The organism is Micromonospora sp. NBC_00858 (genome assembly GCF_045207365.1).
Lineage (GTDB): Bacteria > Actinomycetota > Actinomycetes > Mycobacteriales > Micromonosporaceae > Micromonospora.
The window spans coordinates 5,717,450-5,736,059 of the sequence record NZ_CP108828.1; the positions used below are offsets into that span (position 1 = coordinate 5,717,450).

Below are 18,610 nucleotides of genomic sequence, written 5' to 3' on the forward strand. Positions count from 1 at the left end.
TCCGTCCGGGACGCTACTCCCCGCGTCAGCGGGGCCGGCCGGCACCGGCGTGAACGGGGCGTCAAGAATTGGCGGTGGTCCGTCAGAACGGCGTATCGGCGCTCGATCCGCCGTCGCCGGGTGGTGACGATGGGTCCATGAGTCCTTGGCGGATGACGCGCTGGGAACGCGGAGACCTGCCACCCGGCACCGACACGACGTCGGGCCGGGACGGCGAACCGCAGGCCCCTGACGGCAACCCCGACGAGCCGGCGGAACCTCCCGCGAACGGGACGGACGGGCCCGATCGGCGGCACGAGGCGCTGGTCAGCGTCCGGCTCGGCCCGTCCGCGCCCGGCAGTCACCTGGTGGAATATCTGCGGCACGAGCCGTGCGCGGTCGCCGCGTGGTGGATCGCGGCCGACGTCGACGCCGTGGTGCGGCTCTCCGCCGACAGCATCACCGTGCTGCACCGGGCCGTGGCCGACCTGCGACGTCGCGCCGGGGTGGAGGTGGTGGTGGCGCACTTCATCCTCCGCGCGCTCGACCTGACCACACCGGCCGACCCGCGCGTCATGCGGGACGCCCCAGCGTGGGCGGTGCCCGCAGCATGAGCAGCCCTTGCCCCGCCCCCCGGATCGTGGTGGGCGTCGACCGGTCGTTCGCCGGGATGCAGGCGCTGCGCCGCGCGGTGCAACTGGCCCGCCGCGACGGTGCGCAGTTGGACGCCGTACGGGCGTGGGTCTTCGCGCCGACGTGGCGGCCCGGCACGCTGACCTGGCGCTGGCAGGACGAGTGCGACCGGGCGGCCCTGACCTACCTGCGGGGCGTCTTCGACGCGGCGCTGGGTGGGCTGCCCCGCGACGTACCCGTGCGGATGGTGGTGACGCAGGGCTACGCCGGGCAGGTGCTGGTCGACCACGCACACCGGCAGTCCGACCTGCTCGTCGTCGGCAGCCCGGAACGCGGCCGGTTCGGCGGGTCGCGCGGTCACGTCACCCGGTACTGCGTGACGCGGGCGGCCGTGCCGGTCGTCGCGGTGCCCGCACCGTCCTGGGCCCGGGCCGCGACGATCCGCCGCTTCGCCCGCGACCTCGAACGTTTCAGCAGATGACCGCCGCCAGAGCGGCGGCGCGAACAGAAAGGACCACCTCGACCATGGACGAGGCCCCGATAATCTACGCCGTTCCGGTGCGAGAGCTGCCGGGACGGCTGGTGGGGACGGTACGGACCGGCCGGTCACCACAGGGTCAGCGGGTGGGCATCGCCTTCACCCGGCCCGAGCTGCTGGTCGCCGCGATGGGCGCGGATCAGGCGTGGGAAGAACTCTGCGAGTCCGCTCTGCGCGGCATGCTGCGCCCGCTCGGGATCGACCGGATCCAGGTCGACCCGCTGCTGGTGGCGCCGCCGCTCGACCCGAGCTTCGGCGACCGGGCGGTGCCGACCGTACCGGCCATGGTTCCGGCCGCACTCGTCAGCCCGCGGTCCGGGGCCGACCCGGTCGCGGTCGCGGTCGGCACCTTCCAGCGCCCGGTCGACCCGGGCCCGTCTCTGCGGAGGTCTCCAGATGCTGTCCCCGGTCACCGTTCTGCCGGTCGTGCCACGCCGGTCGTCATCCGCACCCGAACCTGATCCGCAGATCGTCACGGTCGAGATCTCCATCGTGGTCCGATCCGGTGCGGCCGGCATCGAGCGGCTGGCCGAGTTCGCCGAACGGGTCTCCGCGCTCGCCGCCGGCGTGCTCCACCAGGAGGTGTCGTCCGGCGGCCCGATCATCGGGATCGACAGCCCCTCGGCATCCTTCGGCGACGGCGGTGCCACACCAAGCAGGTCGTCGGCCGCTCCCCAAACAACCCGCCCCGAGCTGCTGCTGCGACCGGTACGCCGGACCGCCCAGCTCAGTGGCGAGCCGGTGACGTTCACCCGGCGCGAGTACGACCTGCTGCTCCACCTGGCCCGCCACCCTCGTCAGGCACTCACCCGGGGGCAGCTACTGCGCGAGGTCTGGGGCTACGAGATGTGCCGAGGCGCGCGAACCGTGGATGTGCACGTGCGTCGGCTACGGCAGAAGCTGGCCGGGCGCGGTCCGGTCATCACGACCGTGCACGGCATCGGCTACCGCCTGGACGCCATCGAACGGCTACGGGTTGCCGCGGACTGACGTCACGCACGGTCGGACGCTGCCGGTCACGGCCGGTAGCGGTAGCCCATCCCGGGCTCGGTGATGAGATGCCGGGGGCGGGCCGGGTCGTCCTCCAGCTTGCGCCGTAGCTGGGCCAGGTACTGCCGCAGGTAGTTGGTCTCGTTCTGGTACTCCGGCCCCCACACGTCGTGCAGGAGCTGGCGCTGACTGACCAGCTTGCCGGGGTGGCGCAGCAGCTTCTCCAGCACGCTCCACTGGGTGGGGGTCAGCTTGACCTCGGTCCCGTCGTCCCGCCGCACGGCGTGGTCGGCCAGGTCGACGGTGTGCTGGCCGATCCGCAGCGCGGGCACCGCCTCGCTGGGCGCGCCGAGCCGCCGGGTCACCGCGCGGATGCGGGCCAGCAACTCCTCCACCCCGAACGGCTTGGTGACGTAGTCGTCCGCTCCGGCGTCGAGCGCGGCGACCTTGTCCTCACTGCCGGCCCGCCCGGAGAGCACGATGATCGGCACGGCGGTCCAGCCGCGCAGGCCGCGAATCACCTCGACCCCGTCGATGTCGGGCAGGCCGAGGTCGAGCACCACCAGGTCGGGCGGGTGGCTGGCGGCGGCTTTCAGCGCGGCCGCCCCGGTCCCTGCGACGTCCACGTCGTAACGGCGTGCCCGCAGGTTGATCCGCAGGGCGCGCAGGATCTGCGGTTCGTCGTCGACGACCAGGATGCGCGTCATTCCTGCGGAGCCTCCGAGCTGGTCTGTACGGCGGCGGGCAGCCGCAGCACCATGGTGAGCCCACCACCAGGGGTGGTCTCAGGAGTGATGCTGCCACCCATCGCCTCGGCCAGACCCCGGGACAGGGCAAGCCCGAGGCCGACTCCGGTCTGGTTGTCCCGGTCGCCGAGGCGCTGGAACGGCAGGAAGACGTGCTCCCACTGCTCCTCCGGAATGCCCGGTCCCTGGTCGATGATCCGCAGCTCCACCTGGCCGGCGTGCGCGCTCCCGGTGATGGTGGGCGGCTGCCCGGGCGGGCTGTACCGCAACGCGTTCGCGATGACGTTGACCAGCACTCGTTCCAACAGGCCGGGGTCGGCGGTGGCTGCGGGCAGGTCGGCCGGGATGTCGGTCACGACGGCGGCGGCGGGCGGGCCGAGCTCGTCCAGCGCCCGGGGTACGGCGTCCTCCAGGCCGATCACGGTCGCCGTGATGCCGAGAACGCCGGCCTGGAGCCGACTCATGTCCAGCAGGTTGCCGACCAGCCGGGCGAGCCGGTCCAGCGACTCCTCGGCGGTCTCCAGCAGCTCCTCGCGGTCCTGCTCGTCGAACTCGATGTCCTGGCTGCGCAGGCTGGTCACGGCGGCCTTCGCCGAGGCCAGCGGGGTACGCAGGTCGTGGCTCACCGCGGCGAGCAGCGCGGTCCGCATCCGGTCCGCCGCGGCGAGAGGCCGGGCGGTGGCCGCCTCCTCGGCCAGCCGTTCCTGGCGCAGCGCGACGGCGGCCTGGGCGGCGAACGCCTCGACGATCCGCCGGTCGGCGGCCTCCAGCCGACGGCCGCTGAGCACGACGGTGATCCGCTCGTCGACCGGCACCGCCGTCTCGCCCTCGTCCGGCGTGCAGGCCGGACGGTCGCCGACGCTGGCCACCACGCACCAGGCGTGCTCCTCGCGGGCCCGCTCCGGGCGACCGCTTGCCTCCTCGGCCAACTCCAGCACGCTCACCGCGCGCAGCCCGAAGGTTTCCCGGAGCTGGTCGAGCAGCGCGGGCAGCGGACGTTCACCGCGCAGCACGCCACCGGCGACGGCCGCGAGGGTCTGCGCGTCGGCGGCGGCACGGGCGGCCTCCCGGGTCCGCCGCGCGGCCACGTCGACGATCCAGCTCACCGCCAGCGCCACGCCGACGAAGACGGCCAGGGCGAGCAGGTTGTCCGCCTCCGCGATGGTCAGCGTGCGGAACGGCGGGGTGAAGAACCAGTTGAGCAGCAGCGAGCCGCCGAGCGCAGCCACCAGGGCCGGCCACAGCCCACCGACCAGGGCGACCGCCACCACCGCCACCAGGAAGAGCAGGATGTCGTTGGTCAGCGTCAGGTCGGGCAGCACCGTCAGCAGCAGGGTGAGCAGTGGTACGCCGACCACGGCCAGGGCGAAGCCGAGCAACCGGCGGCGCCGGGACAACGCCGCCGGCACGGCCGCCGCCCGGCGTCCCCTACCGGCCTCGGTGTGGGTGACCAGGTGCACGTCGATCGAGCCGGAGAGCGCGGTGGTGGTCACCCCGACGCCCCTGGCGAACAGCTGCGCGAAGCGGCCCCGCCGGCTGGCGCCGAGCACCAGCTGGGTGGCGTTCACGCCACGGGCGAAGTCCAGCAGCGCGGCGGGGACGTCGGTGCCCAGCACCTGGTGGTAGGTGCCGCCGAGGCTCTCCACCAGCACCCGCTGGCGGGCCAGTTGGGCCGGGTCCGCGCCGGCCAGGCCGTCGCTGCGGGAGACGTGTACGGCGAGCAGATCGGCGCCCTTGCTGCGGGCCGCGACCCGCGCCGCCCGGCGGATCAGTGTCTCGCCCTCCGGGCCGCCGGTCAGCGCCACCACGACCCGCTCCCGGGCCTCCCAGGTGGCGGCGATGCCCTGCTGGCTGCGGTACCGGTCGAGCTGTTCGTCGACCTTGTCGGCCAGCCAGAGCAGCGCCAGCTCGCGCAGGGCGGTGAGGTTGCCGACACGGAAGTAGTTGCCCAGCGCGGCATCGATCTTGTCGGGTCGGTAGATGTTGCCGTGCGCCATCCGCCGGCGTAGCGCCTCGGGGGTCATGTCGACCAGCTCGACCTGTTCGGCGGCACGGACGATCTCGTCCGGGATGGTCTCCCGCTGGGTGGTGCCGGTGATCTGCGCGACCACGTCGTTGACCGACTCCAGGTGCTGCACGTTGACCGTGGACAGCACGTCGATCCCCGCGTCGAGCAGCTCCTGGACGTCCTGCCAGCGCTTGTCGTGCCGGGAGCCGGGCACGTTGGTGTGCGCCAGCTCGTCGACCACCGCGACCTCCGGCCGGCGGGCCAGCACCGCGTCCAGGTCCATCTCGGTGAACTCGGCGCCCCGGTAGTCCATCGTGCGGCGCGGGACCTGCTCCAGGTCACCGAGCATGGCCGCGGTGTGCTGGCGGCCGTGGGTCTCCACGAAGCCGATCACCACGTCGGTGCCTCGCGCGGCACGCCGCTGGGCCTCCTCCAACATGGCGTACGTCTTGCCGACGCCGGGGGCGGCCCCGAGATAGATGCGCAGTTCTCCGCGTGGCACGGGAACATCCTTCCTGGTCGGGTTCGCCGATGCGGGAACCGGGCGAGGCCGTCCCCGTGGAACGGCCTCGCCCGGTGTCGTACTCAGGGCTTGCTCAGCGCGCCGCGAACTGCTTGTCCAGCGCGATGTTGAGCTCCAGCACGTTGACTCCCGGCTCGCCCATGAAGCCGAGTCCTCGCCCGGTAGTGTGCTCGTCCACCAGCCGGCGGACCGCCTCCGGGTCCGCGCCGCGCTCCCGCGCGACCCGGTTCACCTGCAACTCGGCGTACGCCGGACTGATCTGCGGGTCGAGGCCGCTGCCGCTCGCGGTGACCGCGTCGGCGGGCACCGCCGGGTCGGCGGGCGCGTTGCCGCGGATCGGGGTGACCACCCCGCCAGCGGCCACGTAGTCCTCGTCGGGCTGCGCCAGTTCCACCGGCACCCCCTGGTACGAGCCGACGAACGGGGTGGCAGGGGCGACCTGGTTGACGCTGACCACCCGGGTGACCGGGCCGGTCAGACCGTCCGCGCGGAAGACCGCGAGCACGGCACCCACGCCATCGGTGGTGCAGAAGGGGCGCCCGCCGTCGACGCCGTTGAGCTCGCCGACCTCCTTGCTGCGCCCGCAGACCTGGGTGAGCAGGCTCTCGGTGGACTCCTCCGGGTCGCTGGCGATGGTGTCGACCACGCTCTCCGGGCCCAGGTTGCTGGCCGAGGTGGAGGTCGGGTCGTAGCCGTCGCCGGCGGCCGACGGGCGGGACTGGAAGTAACGCGGGACGGGGTTGCCGTCGGCGTCGGTGAAGGACTGACCGATCAGTGAGCTGCCGACCGTCGTCCCGCCCTCGTCGATCAGCGAGCCGTCGGCCTTGTGGTTGAGGCCGGGCAGCTGGCCGACCGCGACCAGGGCCAGCGGGTAGACCAGCCCGAGCAGCACCGTGAAGACGAGCACGGCGCGCAGGGCGGCGAGGTGTTGGGCGAGCCAGTTGGGTAGGCGCATCACGAAATCCCCGGGATGAACTGGATGAGCAGGTCGATGAGCTTGATCCCGATGAACGGCACGATGATGCCGCCCAGTCCGTACAGCCACAGGTTGCGGCTGAGCAGCTTCGACGCGGCGGCCGGCCGGTACCGCACGCCACGGAGGGCGAGCGGGATCAGCGCGATGATCACCAGGGCGTTGAAGATGACCGCGGACAGGATCGCCGACTCCGGGCTGGACAGCCGCATGATGTTCAGCGCGTCCAGGCTCGGGTAGAGGCCGGCGAACATGGCCGGGATGATCGCGAAGTACTTCGCGATGTCGTTGGCGATGCTGAACGTGGTCAGCGCGCCCCGGGTGATCAGCAACTGCTTGCCGATCTCCACGATCTCGATGAGCTTGGTCGGGTCGGAGTCGAGGTCGACCATGTTGCCGGCCTCCTTGGCGGCCGACGTACCGGTGTTCATGGCCACCCCGACGTCGGCCTGGGCGAGCGCCGGTGCGTCGTTGGTGCCGTCGCCGGTCATGGCGACCAGCCGGCCACCCTCCTGCTCCCGCTTGATCAGCGCGAGCTTGTCCTCCGGCGTCGCCTCGGCCAGGAAGTCGTCGACCCCGGCCTCGTCGGCGATCGCCTTCGCGGTACGCGGGTTGTCGCCGGTGATCATCACGGTCCGGATGCCCATCCGGCGCATCTCGTCGAACCGCTCCCGCATCCCGGACTTGACGACGTCCTTGAGGTGGATGACGCCCAGCGCGCGAGCCGGCTCACCGTCGACGTGCTCGGCGACGACCAGCGGCGTGCCGCCGGTGCTGCTGATGCCGTCCACGATCTCGCCGACCTGCTCGGTCGGGTGCCCGCCGTTCTCGCGGACCCACTTCATGACCGCGGCGGCGGCGCCCTTGCGGACCCGGCGCCCCGTTCCGGCCGCCCCGGCGTCCACGCTGGCCTCCGGGGCCATGTCGACGCCGCTCATCCGCGTCTGGGCGGTGAACGGTACGAAGGTGGCGTGCGGCATCACGCCGGGCTCGCGCTCGCGCAGCCCGAACTCGTTCTTCGCCAGCACCACCACCGAGCGCCCCTCCGGGGTCTCGTCGGCCAGGCTGGACAGTTGCGCGGCGTCGGCCAGGGTCGCGGCCGTCACCCCTTCGACCGGTACGAACTCGGCGGCCTGCCGGTTGCCCAGCGTGATGGTGCCGGTCTTGTCCAGCAGCAGGGTGTTGACGTCGCCGGCCGCCTCGACGGCCCGGCCGCTCATGGCCAGGACGTTGCGCTGCACCAGCCGGTCCATGCCGGCGATGCCGATGGCGGAGAGCAACGCACCGATCGTGGTGGGGATGAGGCAGACCAGCAGCGAGATCAGCACCACCCCGGTGACACCGGAGTCGGTGATCGCGCCGCTGTCCGGCGCGGCCGCCTGGTACGCCTTGGAGAAAATGGCCAGCGGCTGAAGGGTGACCACGGCCAGCAGGAAGATGATCGTGAGCGCGGCGAGCAGGATGTTCAGCGCGATCTCGTTCGGCGTCTTCTGCCGGTTGGCACCCTCGACCAGGGCGATCATCCGGTCGATGAAGCTCTCCCCCGGCTTCTGGGTGATCTTCACGACGATCCGGTCGGAGAGCACCTTGGTGCCGCCCGTGACCGCGCTGCGGTCGCCACCGGACTCCCGGATGACCGGGGCCGACTCGCCGGTGATGGCCGACTCGTCGACACTGGCGATGCCCTCGACGATGTCGCCGTCACCGGGGATGATGCCGCCCGCCTCGACCAGCACGATGTCGCCCTGGCGTAGCTGCGGCGCGGGCACCGCCTCGTCCCGGTAGGTGTTGGCTCGGGCGCCCGGCGACCAGTCGACCAACCGGGTGGCGATGGTGTCCTGCTTGGCCTGCCGCAACGCGGCAGCCTGGGCCTTGCCCCGACCCTCGGCGACCGCCTCGGCCAGGTTGGCGAAGAGCACGGTCAGCCAGAGCCAGATGGTGATCGCCCAGGCGAACACCGACGGGTCGGTCACCGCCAGGACGGTGGTGAAGGCCGCGCCGACTTCCACGATCAGCATCACCGGGTTGCGCCACAGCGTGCCCGGGTTGAGCTTGCGCGCGGCGTCCGGCAGGGACCGGATCAGCTGCTTGGGGTCGAGCAGTCCCCCGCCGACCCGGTTGCCCTGGGTGGCCGGGGTGCCGGCGGTCGGTTGCTCGCCGGCCCCGGATGTCACGGAGGTGACGGACATGTCCTCGTTCCTCATGATGGTCAGAGCCCCTCTGCCAGCGGGCCGAGCGCGAGTGCGGGCAGGAAGGTCAGCGCGACGAGGATCACCGTGACGCCGACGACCATCCCGATGAACAGCGGTCGGTGGGTCGGCAGGGTGCCTTCGGACGCGGGGGTGGGTGCCTGGCGGGCCAACGAACCGGCCAACGCAAGCACGAAGATGATCGGCAGGAACCTGCCCAGCAACATGCACAGCCCGAGCGCGGTGTCCCACCAGGTGGTGTTGACGGTGATGCCGCCGAACGCGGAGCCGTTGTTGTTGCTGGCCGAGGTGAACGCGTAGAGCACCTCGGAGAGGCCGTGCGGACCGACGTTGAGCGCGGTGGAGTTGTTACCGGTGGCGAACGCCGCCGCCGTGCCGACCAGCACCAGGATCGGCGTGATCAGGAAGTACAGCGAGGCGAACTTGATCTCCCGCGAGCCGATCTTCTTGCCCAGGTACTCCGGGGTACGGCCCACCATCAGGCCGGCCACGAAGACCGTGATCACGGCGAGGATGAGCAGGCCGTAGAGACCGGAACCGGTACCGCCCGGGGCGACCTCGCCGAGCATCATGTTGAACATGGTCATCATGCCGCCGAGCGAGGTGAACGAGTCGTGGAACGAGTTCACCGCACCGGTCGAGGTCAGCGTGGTGGCCGCGGCGAAGGTGGCCGAGTTCGACACGTCGAACCGAACCTCCTTGCCCTCCAGCGCCGCGCCGACCGCCTGCGGCACCGTGCCGTGGCCGGCCAACTCGAAGACGTTGGTGATGACCACGCTGGCGAACGCGAGGATGGCCATCACCGCGGCGATGGCGTAGCCCTGGCGGTTCTGCCCCACCATCCGACCGAAGACCCGGGGCATGCTGAACGGAATCACGAAGATCAGGAAGATCTCGATCCAGTTCGTCCACGTGGTGGGGTTCTCGAACGGGTGGGCGCTGTTGACGTTGTAGAAGCCGCCACCGTTGGTGCCCAGCTCCTTGATCACTTCCTGGCTGGCAACCGGCCCTCCGGTGATGGTCTGGGTGCCGCCGGTCAGCGTGGTCACGTCGGTGCCGGCCGAGAGGTTCTGCACCACCCCGCCGATCATCAGCGCGATGGCGCCGAGCACCGCGATCGGCAGCAGGATCCGCAGCGTGATCCGGGTCAGGTCGACCCAGAAGTTGCCGAGCTGCCCGGTACGGCTGCGGGCGAACCCCCGCAGCAACGCCACCGCCACCGCGATGCCGACCGCCGCCGAGACGAAGTTCTGCACCGCCAGACCGGCCATCTGCACCAGGTGGCCCATCGTCGACTCACCCGAGTACGACTGCCAGTTGGTGTTGGTCACGAACGACACGGCGGTGTTCCACGCGCCGTGCGGCACGACCGAGTCGAAGCCCAGCGACAGCCACAGGTGGTTCTGCACCCGCTGGAACAGGTACAGGAACAGGATCGAGATCCCGGAGAACGCCAGCACGCTGCGGGCGTACACGCCCCAGGTCTGTTCGGCGGCCGGGTTTACCCCGACCAGACGGTAGATCCCCCGCTCGACCCGGGACTGCCGGGTGCCGGAGACCGCGCGGAACATGTAGTCGCCGAACGGCTTGTAGACGGCGACCAGGGCCGCCACCAGCGCCAGCACGAAGATGACGCCCGCTGTTGTCATGGTCATCAGAAGCGCTCCGGAAACAACAGGGCGAACACCAGGAACGCGCCCAGGACGATCGCGAGCACCAGACCGACGGCATTGACCGCGTTCACAGCTTCTCCACCGCCCGGACCACCAGGGCGAGCACTGCGAACAGCGCCACCGTCAGGATCACGAACACCACGTCAGACACGCTGACTCCTCATACCGGGAAAGTTCGCCGCGACCGCCTCCCGGTCGCGCCGGGCAATCAAAGCCCCACCACCTCGCGAATGGCAGGGGTCATAACGCGACCATGACGGAGGCGAACCTTTTATTGACGCGGTTTTCACATCGCCACCTGAACAGGTGAAACGCGGCACAAAGCTCTCGGCAGGGCGCAGACGGGCCAACGTTCAAGTTCCGCACAACTTCAGGGAGCTTGTCTCATCCTGTTTGGGCTGGTGGGGTGGTGTTGACAGGACGAGTCGTGGGGTCGCGGCGCTGGTCAGGGTGTGGTGATCTTCGCTGATGATCGACTGCCCTCGGGAAGGTTCGATCTGTTCCGGTGTTGCGCGTGGCTCATAGCAGGGCCCTCGGTGAGGGTTGCAGGTCGTGACACACGACAACACGCCCACCGAGGGCCATGCTCTGGTCTACCAGGTCCATCTGCCCTTGTCGACGAAGTCGCTGACCATGATCACTCAAGCGATCCGCCGGTATCGCCGTGGTGTGCGCTCGCGGTGGCGCAAGCTGCCCGATGAGCAGGTCGCCCTCATCGTGCTGGCCGTGCTCCGCCATGATCAGCGTCCCGCCGACCTCGCCGCCGCCTACGGGGTGTCGCATCACAGCGTGCGCCGCTGGGTTCGGCAAACCATCACCACTCTCGCCGCGATGGCGCCCCGCCTGGACCGAGTCCTCACCCACACCGCCCGCACCAGCAGTGAGGACCCGCTGCTGTTCGACGGCACCTGCCTGCCCGTGCACCGCCCGAGCGGCCGCGCCGAACGACGCCTGTGGTGCGGCAAACACAAGGCTCACCACCTACGCGTACTCACCCTCACCGACCACCACGGCCGGCTGCTCTGGATCTCCGCCGCCGCCGGCGCCCGCACCCACGAAGCCACCCAAGCCAAACGCCTACGCCTACCCACCCGGCTACGCCGTCATGACCTCGCCGTCATCTGCGACCGCATCCACACCCGCCTCGACGACCAACCCGAGAACCCCACCGTCATCACCGGACGACGCGGCAACCGCCACCACCCCCTCACCCCCGCCCAACACAGCGTGAACACCCTGCTCAGCCGCGAACGCGCGGCCAATGAACACGCCCACGCTCACCTCAAGAACTGGCGCATCCTCACCCGACTACGCCACGGCTGGCGCCCACACGCCACCACCCTGCTACGCGCCCTACTCGTGCTGACCAACACCGAAATCAACCGCTAGACAGATGATCAACACCGAAGATCCACACCCGCACACCAGCACCCCAACCACACCACCACGACCTGTCAACCATCCCTGAGCAGCCCAAACAGGATGAGACAAGCTCAGGGAAGTAGTCGCCTCCCGCACGCGCGAGGCGACACTTTCCTTGTTCTTGTGCAGATCTGGCAATACGAGGGCAGGCGGACAGCCCGCGGGCGACACCTCGCGGGTCGGCATGTGCGGACGCGGTGGTGCGACGGAGTGCTGTGGCGGGTGTGGGCCGGTGGCGGGTGTGGTGCGGCGGCCGGTCAGGCCGGGCGGCGGGCCACCAGCACGTCACGCATGATCGACTGGTCGACGCGGTGGCGCAGCGCGCGGTAGGGCTCCGCGTCGACCACGGTCAGGCCGGCCGCGGCCAGTGCCACCGCAGCGTCGTCCCGGCTGGCCACGTGGGTGTTCCAGGAGATGCCGAGCGCTCCACCGGGGCGCAACAGCCGCGCCCAGACCGGCGCGGCGTCGGCGAGCAGCGCCAGCGGGTCCCGGGTCAGCCCGTGCTCGGCCGTCCGGCTGCCGTGCTGGACGCCGTACGGGGCGTCCGCGACGACCAGGTCGACGGTCTCCGGGCGGAAGAACTCGCCCGCACGGGTGGTGTCGGCGTTGACCACGTCCAGCAGTTGGAGGTCGCCGGCCTTGTGCGCCTCGCGCGTGGGGGCCAGCTCGATCCGCACCCGGCGACCGACCACCTTGCGCTCCCGGCGCACCGGCCCCGACTCCAGCACCCGGTGCTTGATCCGCTTCTGCTTCAGCCAGGTGGTGATGAACGCCCGGTACGCCTCGACATCCTTCTGGTCGCGGTCCATCCCGGCGGCGTCGAAGCCGTACATCAGCGCCTGGTTGAGGGTGGTGCCGCGACCGCAGAGCGGGTCGAGCACCCGGAACCGGCGGCTGGTCAGCTCAGCGGCCCAGTCCGAGGCGAGCAACGTGACGTTGAGCAGCAGCTTGGTGAACTGCTCGTTGGTCTTGCCCGGGTACTTCTGGATGGTGATCAGGTCATCGTCGTAGCGGTCCAGCCGGCTCCACTCGATCGGGCGCAGCAGCTCGCCGACGAACTCGAACAGCGCGTACCCGGCGGAGAGATTGCCCAGCACGGCCAGGTCCCGCTCGGTCAGCCCGTCGCCGGTGAAGGTGACGTAGCTGGCCCCGCCGACGGTCGCGGTGTCCAACTCGCCGATCCGGCCGTCGATCGCCGAACGGCCGAAGATCTCCAGCTCGGCCCGGGTGAGGTCGACGGCGGAGCGGGCGTACACCCGGTTGGTGGAGGGCAGGATCAGCAGGCCGTAGCGCGTCATGATCGGGCGAGTATTCCATAACGGGCCACAGCCGCCGGGAACCGGAGTGGCGGCCGGACCGACTACCCCTACATGGGGTGTGAGCAGTGGCGGGAGGTCCTGTCCGCGCAGTTGGACGGCGAGGAGACCGCCGAGGAACGGGCGGCGGCTCAGCGGCACCTGGACGGGTGCGCCGAGTGCCGGGTCTGGTTCACGGCGGCGGCCGGGGTGACCCGTCGGGTGCGTACCCGATTGGTCACCGAACCGCCCGACCGGACGGAGGCGATCCTCGCCGCCGCCGCTGCCGCGCCGCCGGCCCGTCGGTGGCGGTGGTGGCCCGGTGCGGCCGGGCGCGGCCGGCTGGTCACTGGGCTGCGCGGAGCGCTCGGGCTGCTCGGGGCGGTGCAGTTGGTGCTCGGCCTGGCCCAGGTGGGCCGAGGCACGGCCGCCGATCACCTGCACCCGGCCGGTCAGCACCTGTGGCACGAGTCGGCCGCGTGGAACGTGGCGGTGGGCGCCGGCTTCCTCTTCGTGGCGGTACGCCGCAGCCCGCCGGCCGGCCTGCTGCCAATGCTCAGCGCGTTCGTCGGCACGCTGCTGCTGCTGTCGGTCAACGACCTGGCCACCGGAACGGTGAGCGGGGAGCGGCTGGTCAGCCACGGTTTCCTGGTGATCGGCTACCTGATCACCGTGCTGCTGTCCCGGCCCGGGTTGCGCCCCGGAGGCCCCGCGCCGCAGCGCCAGCCCGCGCCGTCGCGCTGGCGGTTCCGGGCGGACGAGGTCGACCGGCCGCTGCGGGTGGTCCGGTCCGAGCCGTACCCGGCACAGGCGGCCGAGCGCCACGCCGCCCCAGCCGCACGGTCCACCGACCGACGGGCCGCCTGAGCGTCGGCCGTGCGCCCGGTCAACCGGCGCGGCCATGGTCGGTCTGTGGGCCAGACGTCAGGAAGACATCGGTTGAGCGGGCCGGGTCGTCTCCGTCGCGCCAGCCTGGCCGCCGCCTGCGATGGCCGCCGGGATGACCTGTTCGACGATGGCCAGCAGCGTGGTGGTGAGCAGCAGGTGCACCTGGTCGCGGGTCAGCGCGCCGCGTTGGAGCCACTCCCGGGCGGTCGAGGTGGCCAGCCCGCCGTACGCCCGGACCATCCCGCGCAGCTCCTCGCGGTGCTCCGCCTCGTCCGCCAGGCCGACGGCGACCAGCATCCGGTCGGCGGCGACCTCCTCGGCCTCGGCGAGCACCCGCTCCACGTCGGCGTCGCCGCCCATCCCCCGAGCGGTGACGGCGGCCAGCCAGGAGGTGCCGTGCCGGGAGACCACGTCGAGGAACCAGGAGACGCTGGCGTCGACCCGGGACCGCAGGTCTCCCTTGGGCAGCCGCTCCAGGGCTACCTCCGGGATGGTCACCATGACCCGGACGACCTCCAGGTAGAGGTCCTTCTTGGTGCCGAAGTAGTGGTTGACCAGGCCGCGCGCGACACCCGCCTCCCGGGCGATGTCGGTGGTCGACACATCCGGGTACGCGCGCTCGCCGAACAGCCGGACCGCGCAGGCCAGGATCTGCCCACGCCGGGCATCCGGCTCCAACCGGCGGCGGCGCGGAGCGGTCTCGACAATCATCTGCCCGACCCTATCGGCAGCTCACGAGGTCGGCCTACGAGTTCAGCCTCTGGTTGATCCATGATGCGTGCTGGTGAAACAGCCGAGATTTACGTGCGATGGTGGTAGTGGTTGCGGCGGGGTAGCTGATCCGGATCGAGCCAGGCCGGGGGCACGAACTCCGGGTGACCATCGCCGCCAAGCCGGACGGTCCAGTCGCTGTGATGGATGTGCCGGTGGTGATGGCCGCAGAGCAGCAGCGCGTTCGTAAGACTGGTGGGACCGCCGTCGGCCCAGTGGCGGATGTGGTGGGCGTCGCACCAGCGTGGTGGACGGTCACAACCTGGAAAAGCGCAGCCGTGATCGCGCAGCACCAGGGCCCGCCGCAGGGGACCGGTGATGAGGCGGCGTTGCCGGCCCATGTCGAGGACCTGACCCGCGCCGCCGAGCACGGCAGGCAGGATGCTCGCGTCGCAGGCCAGGCGGCGCACCGCCTCCGACGTGAGCGCGAGACCGGTGTCGAGCGCACCCGCGTCGAGGTCCTTGAGCAAGGTGTCGTACGCGGTGGTGACCACGACCTGCGCCGGATCGCCACCGTGCTCGGGCAACTCACCCGTGCGCAGCGCGAGTCGACACACGTCGGCGAGCGCGTCGTGACGACGCTGCCCCGGGGTGCGAGTGTCATCCGGCCCAGCGGGCCCGCTGAGCGGGTCGATGACGGCGCGCAGCACTGCGGCGGCTTCGGTGTCGAGGTTGCCGGCCAGGCGCAGCCGACCATCGGCCTGCTCGCTTATGGTGACGTGCCGGTCCCGGGCAGTCCGGCGGGCCTCCGCCTCCAACCCGGCCCGGGCTGCGGCGTCGGCGACCTCAGGGGCGACATGCTCGAGAATCCGACCGCCGAGTTTGCGCAGCAGCGTCGGGTCGAACTGCCCGGCCCAGTCGACCAGCACGCCGACGGCCTTGTCGGCGGCCTCGACACCGGCCGAGGCCGACACGGTCGCGACCGTGTCGGCGATGACCCGGGCCTGTTCCACGGTGATGCTTCCGTAGGCGAGCGCACCACGCACGCCCGAGGCGCCGGCGTCCAGCGCCGCAGCGAGGTCGACCAGTCGGCGGGCAGCGGGGACGGTGAGCCGCAACCGCTCCCGCAGCCACACCGCAGTCGACGAGGCGCCCTGCGCAACCGCCGTGCCACGCCCGTCCAAATCCCGCACGGCCGCCAACTGCACCGCTGCCAACCGCTGCTGAAGGCGATGCGACGCGTCGATCACCGCGACCAGATCCGACTCCGACATGGCCCAGGTGGCCGCGCCAACGCACGCCGCTACTGCGGCTTCTGCCTGCGCCAACTCATCGACCACCAGGCGAGATTAGAACAGACGTACGACAATTTCGCCGGCGCTGGATCCCGCCGCAGGCATGCCGCCGCGGGCTGGCCCACTCGGTCGCCGCGTTCCCGCCGATTCGGGTTCTGGAGTGCGATCGGGCGGCGCTGGCGCCGGGTCGCCGTCGGCGGCGTGCGAGCACACCGACGAGTTCCCGGGCGGCCTGCGATCGCCAGCGTCGTCCTTCGGCCGGCGCTGCCCAGCGTCCGGCACCCGGGGACGGACGACTGTTGATCGAGACTTATTGACATGCCGTCAACAGCGCGCGAGGGTGATGCACATGCCGACGCTCGCATCCGACGGTCCCCCCTCGCCCTGGCGCGAACCGGAGCACGACGACCTGGCCGATCTGGCCCGCACCTTCTTCACCAAGGACGTGCTGCCGCACGCCGACCGGCTGCTGGCGCAGGGGCATCCGGACCGCGAGCACTACCGGCGCGCCGGTGAGCTGGGGCTGCTCGGCCTCTCCGTGCCGGAGGAGTACGGCGGCGGAGGCGGCGGGTTCACCCACGAGGCGGTCCTGCTGCACGAGCAGGCGTACACCGGGGAGGGCAGCCTCGGGCTGGCCGTCCACAGTGGCATCGTCACCGGCTATCTGGTGGCGTACGGCAGCGAGGAGCAGAAGCGGCGCTGGCTGCCCGGCCTGTGCAGCGGTGAGTTGGTCGGCGCGATCGCGATGACCGAGCCGGACGGCGGCTCCGACCTCCAAGCGATGCGTACCCGGGCGATCCGCGACGGCGACGACTATCTGGTCACCGGCGCGAAGACGTTCATCACCAACGGTGGGCTCGCGGATCTGATCATCGTGGCCGTGAAGACCGACCCCGAGCAGCGGGCGGCCGGTGTCTCGTTGCTGGTCTGCGAGGTCGGGGGCGACCCGGCGGGCTTCCGTCGGGGCCGGCTGTTGTCCAAGATCGGTCTGCACGCCAACGACACCGCCGAACTGTTCTTCGACGAGTTCCGGGTGCCGGCGGACAACCTGCTCGGCGGTGCCGAAGGGCTGGGCTTCATCCAGCTCATGCAGCAGCTTCCGCAGGAACGACTGGTGATCAGCGTCGGCGCGGTCGCCGCCATGGAACGCGCCGTCGAGCTGACCGTCGCGTACACCAGGGAGCGCACCGCCTTCGGCAAGCCGCTGATGGGCCACCAGAACACCCGGATGGTGCTCGCCGAGTGCGCCACCCGCACCCGGGTCAGCCGGGTCTTCCTGGACGACTGCATCGTCCGGCACACCCGCGGCGACCTGGACGTGGCCACCGCCGCGATGGCGAAGTGGTGGCTCACCGACGGCCAGTGCGAGGTCATCGACCGCTGCCTGCAACTCTTCGGCGGTTACGGCTACACCACCGAGTACCCGATCGCCCGGATGTACGCCGACGCCCGTGTCCAGAAGATCTACGGCGGCACCAACGAGATCATGAAGGAGCTGATCGCCCGTGCCCTCTGAGGCGTACGTCTACGACGCGGTCCGCACCCCGCGCGGACGCGGCCGGGACACCGGCGCGCTGCACGGGGTCAAGCCGATCTCCCTGGTGGTCGGCCTGATCGACGCGCTGCGCGAGCGCAACCCCGGCCTGGACGTCGACCGGCTGGAGGACCTGCTGCTCGGCATCGTCACCCCGGTGGGTGAGCAGGGCGGCGACCTGGCCCGGGCCGCCGCGCTGCTGGCCGGGCTGCCCGACCAGGTGGGCGGGGTGCAGCTCAACCGGTTCTGCGCGTCCGGGCTGGAGGCGGTCAACGCCGCCGCCGCGCGGATCCGCTCCGGCTGGGAGCACCTGCTGCTCGCGGGCGGGGTGGAGTCGATGTCCCGGGTGCCGATGGGCTCCGACGGCGCGGCCTGGGCCACCGACCCGCAGACCGCCCTGGCCACCTCGTTCGTGCCGCAGGGCGTCAGCGCCGACCTGATCGCCACCCTGGAGGGCTTCACCCGCGACGACGTGGACGGCTACGCGCTGCGCTCGCAGGAGCGGGCCGCCAAGGCGTGGGCCGGCGGGCACTTCGCCCGCTCGGTGGTGCCGGTACGCGACGACAACGGGCTGGACATCCTCACCGTGGACGAGCACCTCCGCCCGGAGACCACCCGGGAGGCGCTGGGCCGGCTCACCCCGTCCTTCGCCACGATGGGCGAGGCGGCCGGCTTCGACGCGGTGGCCTTGCAGAAGTTCCACTGGCTGGAGGCGATCGAGCACGTCCACCACGCCGGCAACTCGTCCGGCATCGTGGACGGCGCGGCGCTGGTGCTGATCGGCTCGGCGGAGGTGGGCCGGGACCTCGGCCTCACCCCGCGCGCCCGGATCGTCGGCGCGGCGGTCACCGGCGCCGACCCGACGCTGATGCTGACCGGCCCGATCCCGGCCACCCACAAGGCGCTCGCCGCCGCCGGGCTGACCCTCGCCGACATCGACCTGTTCGAGATCAACGAGGCGTTCGCAGCGGTGGTGCTCAAGTACGTCCGCGACCTGGGCCTGGACCCGGACCGGGTGAACGTCAACGGCGGTGCGATCGCCCTCGGCCACCCGCTCGGCGCCACCGGCGCGATGTTGCTCGGCACCGCGTTGGACGAGCTGGAGCGCCGCGACCTGCGCCGCGCCGTGGTGACCCTCTGCATCGGCGGCGGCATGGGCGTCGCCACCGTCATCGAGCGCTGCTGACCCGGA

The 18,610-nt window shown here is 71.3% G+C and carries 17 protein-coding genes; 8 read left to right on the top strand and 9 right to left on the bottom strand.

Going from position 1 to position 18,610, the window contains the following annotated elements; translation table 11 throughout:
* Positions 1–137: 137 nt before the first annotated feature.
* The 4 genes from OG990_RS26650 to OG990_RS26665 are packed head-to-tail and all read left to right on the top strand — an operon-like array spanning position 138 to position 2,140.
* Complete coding sequence (locus OG990_RS26650) at positions 138–593, top strand: hypothetical protein (protein ID WP_328423020.1); 456 nt, start codon at positions 138–140, stop codon at positions 591–593.
* The gene (locus OG990_RS26655; RefSeq protein WP_328423018.1) at positions 590–1,093 is read left to right on the top strand and encodes a universal stress protein; all 504 of its coding nucleotides are present in this window, start codon (positions 590–592) and stop codon (positions 1,091–1,093) included. Before OG990_RS26650 ends, OG990_RS26655 begins: the two co-directional genes overlap by 4 nt.
* On the top strand, positions 1,090–1,611 hold the full coding sequence (locus OG990_RS26660) for an SAV_915 family protein (protein WP_406077531.1): 522 nt from the start codon (positions 1,090–1,092) through the stop codon (positions 1,609–1,611). The genes OG990_RS26655 and OG990_RS26660 overlap by 4 nt, the downstream gene beginning before the upstream one ends.
* Positions 1,547–2,140, top strand: a complete 594-nt coding sequence (locus OG990_RS26665; protein WP_406077532.1) for a winged helix-turn-helix domain-containing protein — start codon at positions 1,547–1,549, stop codon at positions 2,138–2,140. Before OG990_RS26660 ends, OG990_RS26665 begins: the two co-directional genes overlap by 65 nt.
* A gap of 26 nt (positions 2,141–2,166) precedes the next feature.
* On the opposite strand, the gene OG990_RS26670 is transcribed toward OG990_RS26665, so the two are convergent.
* The 6 genes from OG990_RS26670 to kdpF form a co-directional block, all read right to left on the bottom strand.
* Positions 2,167–2,847 (bottom strand): response regulator, encoded by a 681-nt coding sequence (locus OG990_RS26670; protein WP_328423012.1) that lies wholly within the window; start codon positions 2,845–2,847, stop codon positions 2,167–2,169.
* Positions 2,844–5,396 carry a DUF4118 domain-containing protein gene (locus OG990_RS26675; protein ID WP_406077533.1) on the bottom strand — a complete coding sequence of 851 codons (2,553 nt, stop codon included), beginning with the start codon at positions 5,394–5,396 and terminating at the stop codon, positions 2,844–2,846. Before OG990_RS26675 ends, OG990_RS26670 begins: the two co-directional genes overlap by 4 nt.
* Before the next feature lie 94 nt (positions 5,397–5,490).
* The gene (locus OG990_RS26680) at positions 5,491–6,372 is read right to left on the bottom strand and encodes a potassium-transporting ATPase subunit C (protein WP_406077534.1); all 882 of its coding nucleotides are present in this window, start codon (positions 6,370–6,372) and stop codon (positions 5,491–5,493) included.
* Entirely contained in the window at positions 6,372–8,579 is a 2,208-nt protein-coding gene (gene kdpB / locus OG990_RS26685; protein ID WP_406077535.1) for a potassium-transporting ATPase subunit KdpB, read from the bottom strand. The genes OG990_RS26680 and kdpB overlap by 1 nt, the downstream gene beginning before the upstream one ends.
* Before the next feature lie 20 nt (positions 8,580–8,599).
* Positions 8,600–10,255 carry a potassium-transporting ATPase subunit KdpA gene (gene kdpA / locus OG990_RS26690; RefSeq protein ID WP_406077536.1) on the bottom strand — a complete coding sequence of 552 codons (1,656 nt, stop codon included), beginning with the start codon at positions 10,253–10,255 and terminating at the stop codon, positions 8,600–8,602.
* A complete protein-coding gene (gene kdpF / locus OG990_RS26695; RefSeq protein ID WP_036390805.1) occupies positions 10,255–10,344 on the bottom strand; it encodes a K(+)-transporting ATPase subunit F in 90 nt (29 codons plus the stop codon). The genes kdpA and kdpF overlap by 1 nt, the downstream gene beginning before the upstream one ends.
* 481 nt (positions 10,345–10,825) lie before the next feature.
* On the opposite strand from kdpF, the gene OG990_RS26700 reads away from it, so the two are divergent.
* Complete coding sequence (locus OG990_RS26700; protein WP_406077537.1) at positions 10,826–11,662, top strand: transposase family protein; 837 nt, start codon at positions 10,826–10,828, stop codon at positions 11,660–11,662.
* Between the two features lie 290 nt (positions 11,663–11,952).
* On the opposite strand, the gene OG990_RS26705 is transcribed toward OG990_RS26700, so the two are convergent.
* A complete protein-coding gene (locus OG990_RS26705) occupies positions 11,953–12,993 on the bottom strand; it encodes a TRM11 family SAM-dependent methyltransferase (protein ID WP_406077538.1) in 1,041 nt (346 codons plus the stop codon).
* A 72-nt stretch (positions 12,994–13,065) separates the two neighbouring features.
* Between OG990_RS26705 and OG990_RS26710 the strand changes: the two genes are divergently transcribed.
* On the top strand, positions 13,066–13,857 hold the full coding sequence (locus tag OG990_RS26710) for a zf-HC2 domain-containing protein (protein WP_406077539.1): 792 nt from the start codon (positions 13,066–13,068) through the stop codon (positions 13,855–13,857).
* Between the two features lie 57 nt (positions 13,858–13,914).
* Here the strand turns inward: OG990_RS26710 and OG990_RS26715 are convergent, their stop codons facing one another.
* Together OG990_RS26715 and OG990_RS26720 are read right to left on the bottom strand one after the other, a co-directional pair.
* The gene (locus OG990_RS26715) at positions 13,915–14,589 is read right to left on the bottom strand and encodes a TetR/AcrR family transcriptional regulator (protein ID WP_386985465.1); all 675 of its coding nucleotides are present in this window, start codon (positions 14,587–14,589) and stop codon (positions 13,915–13,917) included.
* Positions 14,590–14,678: 89 nt separating this feature from the next.
* The gene (locus tag OG990_RS26720) at positions 14,679–15,929 is read right to left on the bottom strand and encodes a DUF222 domain-containing protein (protein WP_406077540.1); all 1,251 of its coding nucleotides are present in this window, start codon (positions 15,927–15,929) and stop codon (positions 14,679–14,681) included.
* Between the two features lie 304 nt (positions 15,930–16,233).
* Here OG990_RS26720 and OG990_RS26725 point away from each other — a divergent pair, with 304 nt between their 5' ends.
* Both OG990_RS26725 and OG990_RS26730 read left to right on the top strand, forming a co-directional pair.
* Complete coding sequence (locus OG990_RS26725) at positions 16,234–17,400, top strand: acyl-CoA dehydrogenase family protein (protein ID WP_406077541.1); 1,167 nt, start codon at positions 16,234–16,236, stop codon at positions 17,398–17,400.
* Complete coding sequence (locus OG990_RS26730; RefSeq protein WP_406077542.1) at positions 17,390–18,604, top strand: acetyl-CoA C-acetyltransferase; 1,215 nt, start codon at positions 17,390–17,392, stop codon at positions 18,602–18,604. Before OG990_RS26725 ends, OG990_RS26730 begins: the two co-directional genes overlap by 11 nt.
* Positions 18,605–18,610 lie beyond the last annotated feature (6 nt).